We start from the raw sequence: 10,387 nt of genomic DNA, 5'->3' as shown, positions 1-10,387 counted from the left end.
GCAGTCATTATAACTACTACGCTATTCTAAGTCTAACTTTTTGGGGTCAGATCATTTCTACTCTGAGACTTATATTTACTTACAGTAAATCTAATTTGCTTCCTTTTATGGCAGCTTTTTCCATATTTTTCAACAACACTATTCCTAATATTAAAAATACAAAAGCTAAAACTAACTCTCCTCTAATTAGATATATGTTGCTTATTACACTCTCCCCACCTATTAATTTTTGAGCTAAAAGTATAGATCGTGTTAGTGGTAAAGTATAGCAAAATTGCTCTACTAAATATGGAAAATTACTAACCGGAAAATTCGCTCCTGTAAATATTAAAAGTACTTTGTCTATAGTATTTGTTACTAGGTGAATTTCTGTCGTTAATAATATTAAACACGAGATAAAAAATCCAAAACAAGTCGCTACAAATATTGCTAATATTAAAATAAAAACAAACTCCAATACTTTTTGTCCATTCCAAGCTAGTCCTAATAATAAACTAAGTACGCTAACTCCAAAAACTACCGATACAAAACTTAGTAACATAGTTGAGATTGCACTTGAAATTAATATTTCTGAAATACTCGTTTTAGTCGCTAACATTAGAGACAATGTTCCACTTGCCCTCTCCCTTGCTAACTGAAGACCAACTCTATAAATTGCCGTAAATGCACTAGTCACTATCGCATTACTTATAACCCATTTTTCAATATTTTCCGCACCATAAACATAGTATCCTACTAGTGAATAACACATCATTTGCATTAGTGGAATTAACAAATCTATAGTAAAGAAAGCACGCCAATCATTTAATACCGAAGACATTTTATATGAAAAACTAACTCTTCTAAAAAATCTATACACATTTTCCATATTAAAACACCTCCAAAGTCCCATTAATAACACATAGTTTCTTAATTTTTCTAAATGAAAATATACTAATAATAAAATAAATAATTATAATAACCACCAATATAAACGCTACTCTCAATAATTGTTCATTACTACCACCTTGAACTGCTAATTTATAACCTTCCATCGCCCATGTTGGACTCAATAAGTATGAAATATATTGAATAAATTTTGGGAAAATCGAAATAGGAAAGACCATCCCAGTTAGCATTATTATCGGATAATCAATAACATTCATAAGAATACTTATTTTTCTAGATAAAGTAAATAATCCTGCCATCATAAAACCGACAGCTATCATAGACACTATCATTAAGATTGTTATTAATACAAAATAACTAAAACTTGCAAACTGGATAGATTTATTAAATAAAATTTTTACCGTCAGCATATTAAGTCCAAAACTAAAAATTCCCCAAAGTGTGTTCCCTAAAATTTTTCCAAAAATTATATTTTCGAAGCCTATCGGTGAAGTGAAAATCATTGGCATAGTTCCTAGCCATTTTTCTCTATCCATATCACTGGCTGATGAAAAACAAATACTTCCCCAAAAAGTAGTAATTCCCGCTCCTATAAAAGCATATAACATAAAATCTTCCACACTACGATTTTGATAAATCATCCCGAGTAAAATTCCACTTAATATCGGGCTAATAAAAATACAAAATCTAAACATTGGACGTGCTATTGATTGTTTCATCTGAACTTTGGCACTCATTAATATTGCTCTTAACATATTATGCATCCCCCAATAGTTCTATATAAATATCTTCTAACGTTATTTCTAAATTCTTTTTATTTTTCTCTTCTTGTTCGCGTTCTTTCTTTGCTTTTATTTCTTCTTTTCTTTCGTTAGAAACTAAATTTTGGAGACCTACTACATCGTCTATAGCCAGTAACTTACCTTTTTTTATTATCGCAATTCTATCACAAAGTTCTTCTGCTTCTGGCATATAATGGGTTGTTAGTAAAATAGTTACTCCTTCTTTAGACAGTTTTTTAATTAATTCTCTTAATTCTTTTGCTCCTACTGGATCTAATCCAATACTAGGTTCATCTAAAAATATTACTTTCGGATTATTTAATAATGCTCTTGCAATTTGAAGTCTTTGTTTCATTCCTTTGGAGAAAGTTTCTACCTTTTTATCTATAAACTCACTTAACCCCACTTGAGCTATTAATTTTTCAATTAACTCTTTTTGGTCTTTACTAGGAATTTTGTATAAATCTGCAAAATATGCCAAATTATCTCTTGCACTAAGCCTCCAATAAAGGCTCCTCTCACCACCAAAAACAAAATTAATATATTCTCTAACTTTTTTTGCTTCCGAAAAAGTATCAAACCCAAACACTTTTGCTTCTCCTTCGCTTGGAGCAAGCATCGTAGTCAAAATTTTTATCGTTGTTGTTTTACCCGCACCATTTGGTCCAAGTAAACCAAAAATTTCTCCTTCTTTCACTGAAAAATCTATTCCTTTTATAGCTTCAAATTCACCATTTTTCGGAGTCTTAAAACTTCTTTTTAGACCTTTTACATCTATTATATTATTCATCACTTTCTCCATTTCTTAAAATAATTCCGACGTAGACTTTTCAACAACTAATTATATTCAAATCCCTTATAGAGAGACTTCAATAACGTTTATTTATATTCTACTTTACGTTGTTATTTCTGTAACAACTAATTTTATCATACAAAAGCTCCTTTAGTAGATTTTAATTAATCTATAAGCTTATCAATTTATATATTTCACTTTTATACATTATATCAAATATCACTACTCTCTCATAGTAAAAAAGGGAAAATCATACCACATTGATATGACTTCTCAGCTTTTAAAATGAATTTCTATTCTTTTTTCTTTATGAATTATTATTATTATTATTTATCCCTCGTTCTATTTCTTCTTTTAAATACTTATGATATATTTTTCCATTTTAACGTTTTTCAAATTTCAATAAAACAAATATTCCCAAGCCAAACATTATTGTTAATATGTTCAAAGATACTCCAAGAACTTTTATATTGTCATAAACAAAAGGTATTAATAAAAACAAGACACCAAATACTGAATAAAAACTAGTTATGATAGTGTGAATAGCTCCAAAATCTTCTCCTTCATAATCATCATAGAGCATTTTTTCAAAGAAGTTTCCAGAAACTCCTATTACGACGAAGGTGATAAAGAAAAACAATAATTTTAGATAACTATTATCTATTATAAATACTAATAAAAAGCTAGTTCCTGATATCAAATAATCCATATAGAAGAAATTTTTGGGAGGAACTTTTACAAAAGGTGCAACCATTGCTCCTACTAAGTCCGCACCACGCCATACAGAAAGAACTAAAGCTAACCATTTTACATCAATATTTATGCTAATAAGATAAAGTGGAAGAAGTTTTAAAAGCAAGTCAGTAGCACCACTAAGAAATGCTTCGATAACAATTATCTTTGACGCTGCGTTTCGTGAAAACAATGTCTTTATATTACCGACTATACTAGCCTCAACCACCTCTTCTGTTTCCTCAGTTTCTTCGGTAGTTTTAATATTCTTATTCAGGTTTAACTTTGTAAAGAAGTATACCCCAGCCAAAAAGATTGGAATACTTAGTTGCATAAGTGATAAATAAGTGATAAAACCAAGTAATAGCGACGCAACAAAATTACTAAGTATATCTAATGAGTTTGATGTAAAATATTGAATATCAACTGATTTTTTAATCAAATTATTATCATTATCAAGAACTTCCGGTGTCACTTTTACATTTAATGAAGTAAGAACACAATTTACTAAGTTAAATAAAAAGTTATAAATAAATATAAAAGCAATATGCGCTTTATTAACTAATGCAAATATTAAAAGACTGACTAATATAATATGCATAATTTGGAAACAGAGAATCCAAAATTTTGTATTTTTTATCTTATTAAAGAAATAACTATATGAAAATGCGACTAGCGATGGAATCATTCCTATTAAAGCGAACGACGTCAAAGTACTCGCTTCTATATTATACACTTCTACCAAAGCAATCGTTACAGCAACCATATAAAAGCTATCTGCTATATTCAATACCGAACGTCCTAAAATTAGATTAATAAAATTCTTAGGAAATATTTTTAGTAATTTCAAAATTATGCACCTTCCATGTGAGTAAGTCGATCTGAATTATATCTTTAATATTTCTCAAACTTGTAAGTTCTGAAAACACTTTATATGACATTATTCCAAAATCCATAAGTAGAATATGAATCTATATTAGCACTAATACATTATATAGTCAATTCTTTTTTCTGAAAAAAAGAATGAATAATTTGAAAATTACGAACTTTAATATTAGAGAAAACTAATAAAGGATTTTTTTTATACAAGAATATTATATCTAATTATATATACTAATCCCTCTTTATTTTTGAGTGTCTAATCATCTCCCACAAAATATACGTTTTATTATCTTTTATTGACTTTAACATAAAAACACGTTACAATGAAAGCGTTAATAATAGAAATACGGTTTGGTCTAGATGTAATTCCAAACATATATTATGCTTTACATTGATAAAAGGAGGTATATTTCATAAATAAAAATTTTAAATTTATACATATTATTTTTACTACTAGTCTTTTAGTCCCCTCTATATCTTATATATAAGTTAACTCTACAATTCAAAAGCATAATAAATCTAAAAAATATCTATTTGGATGACAATAGGCGCTAAATTATATAATGAAGTTATTTTTTCTTTATCTTAGGTAAATATTATCCATCTCAAAAAAAATAATAAAGTGTATGGGAGATAACAAAATGAATACTGAAAAATATATAGAAATAGCAATATTCGCTGTAATAACAGGCCTGTTATCAGGAACAGGTTCATATTTCGTCAATAAAAAAATAGAAAAATTAAAAGAAAAAAGAAAAAAGAAAAAAGAAAAAAGAAAAAAAAAAGATAAATAATTAACTTAATCAATATTAAGAGCAATTTTAAAAAATTAAGAGCAATTTTAAAAAATTAATTTCAATGAAATCCTAATTTTTAAGTCACATTGATATATACCTAAATAAAAATGGAGATAAAAATGACGCAAAACGTATTAACTTGTTTTAAATTTATTATAATTATTAATATAATAAATTATGTAATAATAAAGAACACATTCATAATAAATTATTTACTTATATGTACATTTATTGGAGTATTCTACATAACAATAGATTCAAATAAAAATAAATTAAATATATTAATTGATAAAATCAATATAATTTCATTACTAATTTTTACAAGTATAATAAATATCCTTTACATAATTAATATAAAAATAACAAATTTAAAATATATTATTTTTATATCGCTATCATACATAATCATTAAATATATAATAAAAAAGAAACTAGTTAACTAGAGTAATAGCCCCCAAAATTTAGATAAAATTTTAGGGGCTATTACCGATGCTTAATTGGTTTATTTTATTAATTTACTGATAAATAATTCTTTTGTGATGGTTACACCGAATTCAGAATGTATAAAAAAAGAGCCTTTCTTTTTAGAGTCGCGACTCCTACGACTACATCAACTTGAGAGTATTTTCTTTTTAGAGTCGGTATTACTCTCCGACTTCATCTACACTTATTATATCAAAAAAATTAATTTTCGTCACATTTTATACAGTAAAATTATTATGGAAAAAAAATAAATTTCTTTTAAAATTAGATAAGTATTGCTTCCCTTTTTACTTTTCAGATTATTTAACTTTATTTTGTAGAATTTTTCTTCTCATTGCGATAATCTATAATATATAAAATAATCTCAACTGTTAAAAAGATTATAGCAATTTTGATCACCTTTGGAAAGAAAATACAAAATATAACTGTCGGTATCAATTCCACCAGTAATTGTCGTTTATTCTTTTTAAAAATAGGGAGAGATTTTCTTCTAAACATAAAATATATAAAACCAATAGTTATAGTTGCAACTACAGATCCTAATATACTGTCCATTACCAATAACCTCCTCTTATTCGGGAAATTTTATATTATGGTGCTATTTAACTTTACACCTTTATTTTAATATGAAAATATAATGGTAGCAATACGAAAATCTCAATAATACATTTTCTAATTTTTTTCTCCACAAATAATAAAATCATATACGCTCTCTACAAATATTTATCTTCTATATTTCTCTATACTTTAATTAAACCTACTAACATTATTTTCTATCTTACTTACACACTTAGCAAAAAAATAAATTATACTAATATTTTCATCTTTTATTGTATTTCAAACTATAATTTTCTTCATTTATAATTAGCTTTATAATAATAATCCTTTTAAATAATATTATTATATTTAAAAATATTTATATGATACCCCTTTCATTTTATAAATGTGTATGATAATATAAGTGTAAGGAGGGGCAATAAATGAAAAAATATCTATTCTATATTTATACTCTAATATTAATCGTATTTTTAACTGGATGTTCTGCAAATGATACTGATGGTTTCTTTTATAATACTTTCACCAAAAATATGGATATGTTTTTATCAAATATTAATGTCTATGTTAAAAGTTGGGGTCTTTCTATAATTATTATTACACTTATAGTAAAAGGTATTATTCTTCCTTTTATGTTGAAAAATTATAAAAAACAACGTACATCATCTATCAATATGGAAAAAGCAAAACCTGAATTAGATCTTGTACAAAATAAAATTAAAAAGCTTAGTGAAGATCAAAAGAGAGCTCTTAATAATGATGAACGAATGAAAATAAGAATTGAACAAACTGAACTTCAAAAAGAACTCTTTAAAATATACAAAAAGTATGATTGTTCACCAGCAATTTTCGGTAATCTAATACCTATTCTAATTCAAGCACCGTTTATTTCTGGTTTATACTTTACTCTACAGAATCCAATCTATTCAAAAGATATTCTTGATTCGAGCTTTTTATCTATTTCACTAGGAGAAAAATCTTACATACTATTAATTCTTGTTTTTGTTATATATATGATTGTTGGTAAAATTTCTCAAAGTATGATGCAAAGCAATCCTATGTCACAAAACACACCAGAGGCTGAACGTATACAAAATGTTTCTAAAAATATGGTTTGGATTACTCCTATAATGTTAACATTTTTAACATATACGAGTATCGCTGCTATAGGAATTTACTTTGTAGTCAGTGGTATCCTTGTAGCATTCCAAATATTATTAGGGCGTAAACTTTATCCACCTTATGTACCTAAGCCTCTAAAAACAACAAATAAACAAAAATCAAAATTAGTAAAAAGATAAAACAAATGTACACTTAGTCATTTCTAAAACAACTAAGTGTACATTCTTTTATCTTTTATCTCTCGTCACCTAATAATTCTGATTTTATTATAACATTTATTGCTAAAACAAACATTATTAAGCTTAAGAATATTGTAACATAAGTATTTATATCAAAATCCATATCAAAAATTACAGTTCTCATACTCGTTAATTGGTAAGTTAATGGATTAAGTTTTGATACATAATATAGCACCTTGGAATTATCCAAACTATAAAAAGTCGGGGCAGCAAAAATTATCGGTAGTAATAATGTTCCTAAGATAAGGTCTCTAGTTCTATATGATACAGTTCCTAATGAGATAATAACTCCAAGAGAAAACCAAAATACTAGACTAATAATTACAATAATTAATACTTTTAAGAAAGGAACTATCTGTATTTTTATTCCTAAAAAGAACGATAAAAAGTAAATTAGTAATACTTGCACTATTGTGATTCCTAATGGAAATACTAATTTCCCTAAAAAATAAGAAATAGCTGATGTCCCTTTTATTCTTTTATAAGCTAAAAGTCCCCATTTTTTATCTAAATTCACCCTATAAACCGATTGATTCATCTGAGAATTTAATATTACTCCTATAATTCCAACAAAAATATATTCTATATAGCTAACATTTTCTCCTTTAAAAGCTAAACTTGAAAAAGAGTTCCCTATTCCAAATCCAAAGAATACAAAATATAATATTGGAACCATAAGCTGAGTATATATAATCTGCTTATTATTTTCAATCGCCTTATATTCTATATACGATGTTGCCCAAAAATTCTTCATTACATTTTTCATATAATTACTCCTCCAATTCCAATATTCTCTTCAAGGTAATCTCTTCTTTCTGTAGGCTTCCTATTGTGATATTTTCTGCTAATAATAGTTTTAATACATTTGAAATTTCCTCTTCTTTTTCCAAGAAAATTTTTAAATTTTTATCATCAACTATTGTAATAATATCTTTATATTTCTCTACTATATCTTTACTTAATTCACCATTGTAAAAAATGTTATATACTATTTCTTTATTATATTCTCTTAAGAAAGTGCTCATTTCCCCAAAGTATAAACATTCACCATCGTTTATATAAATTATCTTATTACAATATTTTTCTATAAGATCTAAATCATGAGAAGATATAAAAACGGCATGTTCTTTATTGTTATTTTTTATATATTCTAATATATTTTTTGATAATACTACATCTAATCCTGTAGTAGGTTCATCTAAAAATAATATTTTTGAATTAGACACTAGACTTCTTGCTATTTGTACTCTTTGCAGTTGTCCTCCAGATAATGCTGTTAGATCAGATTTCTCCTTATCTTTTAAGCCTAGAACAGCAATAATCTCATCTACACTTTTCTTACTAATAGTATTTTGAGAGTATAATGCCCCCATATAAATATTGTCGTACACATTCAAGTACCAATCTACTGATTGATTTTGCATACAGTAGTCTACATCTCGAACAGACACTCCTTCACCGAAAGATACCTCACCTTCGATATTAGAAAACAATCCTAATGTAGAATTAATTATAGTAGTTTTCCCTGAACCACTTTTACCTATAAGTGCAATCATATCTCCTTTTTCCGCAGAAAAAGAAATATTTTTAATCGCGTAATCACTAGAATTTTTATATTTATATTTTAAATCTTTTACTGTTAAAAGTTTTACCATTTAACTCCCTCCTCTCGATATTACATTTTACTTTTAATTACTTTCTAGAAAAGGTTGATTTGCAAATACAAATCAACCTTCAACTCTTTAATATGTAGTTTACATGTAGCTTACACAATAAAGTGCGTCTTCTTGAATGAGTGGCTTATTAATCGAGTGTCTACTTTAACAAATACTATAAAATCATTATCGTTTGATAAAATAGCTGATTCTCCTCCTCTATTCAAGTTATAATGAGAAACAATAATTTTTAAGATCATAAGAAACTCAAAAAACAATGATGATTCTCTTTATTATTATTTACATTATAAACTATAAAATTCCAATATCTAATACCATTTTTTTGTCCTCCTTATTTTATGAGGTTATAAAGCTTTATAGATTTATTGTAATATAAAAACGATGTGAAAGCAATATGAAAAGAAAAAAAAAAAAAAAACGTTTTCCGAAATTATCACCTGTTATTTCTAGTTAATAAATGGGAGTGACTCAAAAATCGAGACTTCTGAGAAGTCGATTTTGTCGAGTCACCCCCGCACAGTTTATTAGATATCTAAAAAGCTTTTATAAAGTGAATTTAGATATCAATAAACCACTGCGTCTAAGAGTTCTCATATGGACTTTATTAAATTTTAGGACTTTTTGAGTAACACTATAGTATTACTTCTCAAATTGAACCAAAAAATGTACACCTAGCTATTTCTAAAAAAACTAAGTGTACATTCTTTTATTAATTTTTCATTTTTTCTGAAAACTTTTCCTTAATCTAATAAAGCACTCTCTCTATTCTTTAAATTTACATACAACACATGAATAGCCGAAATTGCATTTATTAACAAAATATAATAAGCAATGTTTTCTACGTATAATCCTACAAAACTTAAAATAATAGTAAATAACGGTGCACTTATTCGAAAAATTTGAACTATACTTTTTCTATAATCTTTATCATTAATTTTTATAAAATTAGTCCTTAATTTTATACTGATTGACACCCCTAGTGCTACTATTAAAGATAATAATATCACTTGTAATGGTAAAAATACTTCGCATATAACCAATATGAAGAATACTATATCAAAAATTATGTAAGACATAAGTATTTTATTTAAATTTATATCATATTTCTTAGTAAGTATTAAAAATAAAACTACTGTTAGTCCTGGTATAAAAAATATAATACTAGAATACTGTATTAAATTCCTAGCCGCTAATTGTTTTATAAACATCGGTATAAAAAACACTGCCGCTCCTGATAATAGCGCTGTATTAACAATAATATATTTTCTTTTCAATTTATTAAAAACTAATCTCTCAGAATTTTTCTCAGTTTCATTTTTAAAATTATTTATTTTGAAACTTGAAAATAAAACAAACATAATTATAAATACTATTAAATATTCATCTGTAGTGTTACAATTGATGTGAGACAAAATATAAAAAAAGAAGAGTAAATCCT

The 10,387-nt window shown here is 26.2% G+C and carries 10 protein-coding genes; 2 read left to right on the top strand and 8 right to left on the bottom strand.

Annotated elements, in window-relative coordinates:
• Positions 1 to 79 precede the first annotated feature (79 nt).
• The 4 genes from RYK99_RS08155 to RYK99_RS08140 form a co-directional block, all read right to left on the bottom strand.
• Positions 80 to 868 carry an ABC transporter permease gene (locus tag RYK99_RS08155; RefSeq protein WP_314991685.1) on the bottom strand — a complete coding sequence of 263 codons (789 nt, stop codon included), beginning with the start codon at positions 866 to 868 and terminating at the stop codon, positions 80 to 82.
• Between the two features lies 1 nt (position 869).
• Positions 870 to 1,643, bottom strand: coding sequence for an ABC transporter permease (locus tag RYK99_RS08150; protein ID WP_314991683.1), 774 nt, complete (start codon positions 1,641 to 1,643; stop codon positions 870 to 872).
• Position 1,644: 1 nt separating this feature from the next.
• On the bottom strand, positions 1,645 to 2,460 hold the full coding sequence (locus tag RYK99_RS08145) for an ABC transporter ATP-binding protein (protein ID WP_314991681.1): 816 nt from the start codon (positions 2,458 to 2,460) through the stop codon (positions 1,645 to 1,647).
• A gap of 385 nt (positions 2,461 to 2,845) precedes the next feature.
• Positions 2,846 to 4,045 carry a hypothetical protein gene (locus tag RYK99_RS08140; RefSeq protein WP_314991679.1) on the bottom strand — a complete coding sequence of 400 codons (1,200 nt, stop codon included), beginning with the start codon at positions 4,043 to 4,045 and terminating at the stop codon, positions 2,846 to 2,848.
• 673 nt (positions 4,046 to 4,718) lie between these two features.
• Here RYK99_RS08140 and RYK99_RS08135 point away from each other — a divergent pair.
• Positions 4,719 to 4,871, top strand: coding sequence for a hypothetical protein (locus tag RYK99_RS08135; protein ID WP_314991677.1), 153 nt, complete (start codon positions 4,719 to 4,721; stop codon positions 4,869 to 4,871).
• A 795-nt stretch (positions 4,872 to 5,666) separates the two neighbouring features.
• Here the strand turns inward: RYK99_RS08135 and RYK99_RS08130 are convergent.
• Positions 5,667 to 5,912 (bottom strand): hypothetical protein, encoded by a 246-nt coding sequence (locus RYK99_RS08130; protein WP_314991675.1) that lies wholly within the window; start codon positions 5,910 to 5,912, stop codon positions 5,667 to 5,669.
• Between the two features lie 425 nt (positions 5,913 to 6,337).
• On the opposite strand from RYK99_RS08130, the gene yidC reads away from it, so the two are divergent.
• Positions 6,338 to 7,213, top strand: a complete 876-nt coding sequence (yidC, locus tag RYK99_RS08125) for a membrane protein insertase YidC (RefSeq protein WP_314991673.1) — start codon at positions 6,338 to 6,340, stop codon at positions 7,211 to 7,213.
• A 55-nt stretch (positions 7,214 to 7,268) separates the two neighbouring features.
• Here the strand turns inward: yidC and RYK99_RS08120 are convergent, their stop codons facing one another.
• From RYK99_RS08120 to RYK99_RS08110, 3 genes are all read right to left on the bottom strand, one after another.
• Positions 7,269 to 8,039, bottom strand: a complete 771-nt coding sequence (locus tag RYK99_RS08120; RefSeq protein ID WP_314991671.1) for an ABC transporter permease — start codon at positions 8,037 to 8,039, stop codon at positions 7,269 to 7,271.
• A gap of 4 nt (positions 8,040 to 8,043) precedes the next feature.
• Complete coding sequence (locus RYK99_RS08115) at positions 8,044 to 8,928, bottom strand: ABC transporter ATP-binding protein (protein ID WP_314991669.1); 885 nt, start codon at positions 8,926 to 8,928, stop codon at positions 8,044 to 8,046.
• 761 nt (positions 8,929 to 9,689) lie between these two features.
• Complete coding sequence (locus tag RYK99_RS08110; protein WP_314991667.1) at positions 9,690 to 10,307, bottom strand: hypothetical protein; 618 nt, start codon at positions 10,305 to 10,307, stop codon at positions 9,690 to 9,692.
• Positions 10,308 to 10,387: the final 80 nt, after the last annotated feature.

Origin of the sequence: uncultured Gemella sp., assembly GCF_963537375.1 — a bacterium.
GTDB lineage: Bacteria > Bacillota > Bacilli > Staphylococcales > Gemellaceae > Gemella.
The sequence above is the reverse complement of the archived record's forward strand: the minus strand, read 5'-3'. Positions and strand labels throughout refer to the sequence as shown.

What these genes read in the sequence shown, in the direction of transcription:
- RYK99_RS08115 (WP_314991669.1), bottom strand. Translation starts at nt 8,928, where the DNA reads ATGGTAAAACTTTTAACAGTAAAAGATTTAAAATATAAATATAAAAAT.
- RYK99_RS08130 (WP_314991675.1), bottom strand. Translation starts at nt 5,912, where the DNA reads ATGGACAGTATATTAGGATCTGTAGTTGCAACTATAACTATTGGTTTT.
- RYK99_RS08135 (WP_314991677.1), top strand. Translation starts at nt 4,719, where the DNA reads ATGAATACTGAAAAATATATAGAAATAGCAATATTCGCTGTAATAACA.
- RYK99_RS08145 (WP_314991681.1), bottom strand. Translation starts at nt 2,460, where the DNA reads ATGAATAATATAATAGATGTAAAAGGTCTAAAAAGAAGTTTTAAGACT.
- yidC (WP_314991673.1), top strand. Translation starts at nt 6,338, where the DNA reads ATGAAAAAATATCTATTCTATATTTATACTCTAATATTAATCGTATTT.
- RYK99_RS08155 (WP_314991685.1), bottom strand. Translation starts at nt 868, where the DNA reads ATGGAAAATGTGTATAGATTTTTTAGAAGAGTTAGTTTTTCATATAAA.
- RYK99_RS08150 (WP_314991683.1), bottom strand. Translation starts at nt 1,643, where the DNA reads ATGTTAAGAGCAATATTAATGAGTGCCAAAGTTCAGATGAAACAATCA.
- RYK99_RS08120 (WP_314991671.1), bottom strand. Translation starts at nt 8,039, where the DNA reads ATGAAAAATGTAATGAAGAATTTTTGGGCAACATCGTATATAGAATAT.
- RYK99_RS08110 (WP_314991667.1), bottom strand. Translation starts at nt 10,307, where the DNA reads ATGTTTGTTTTATTTTCAAGTTTCAAAATAAATAATTTTAAAAATGAA.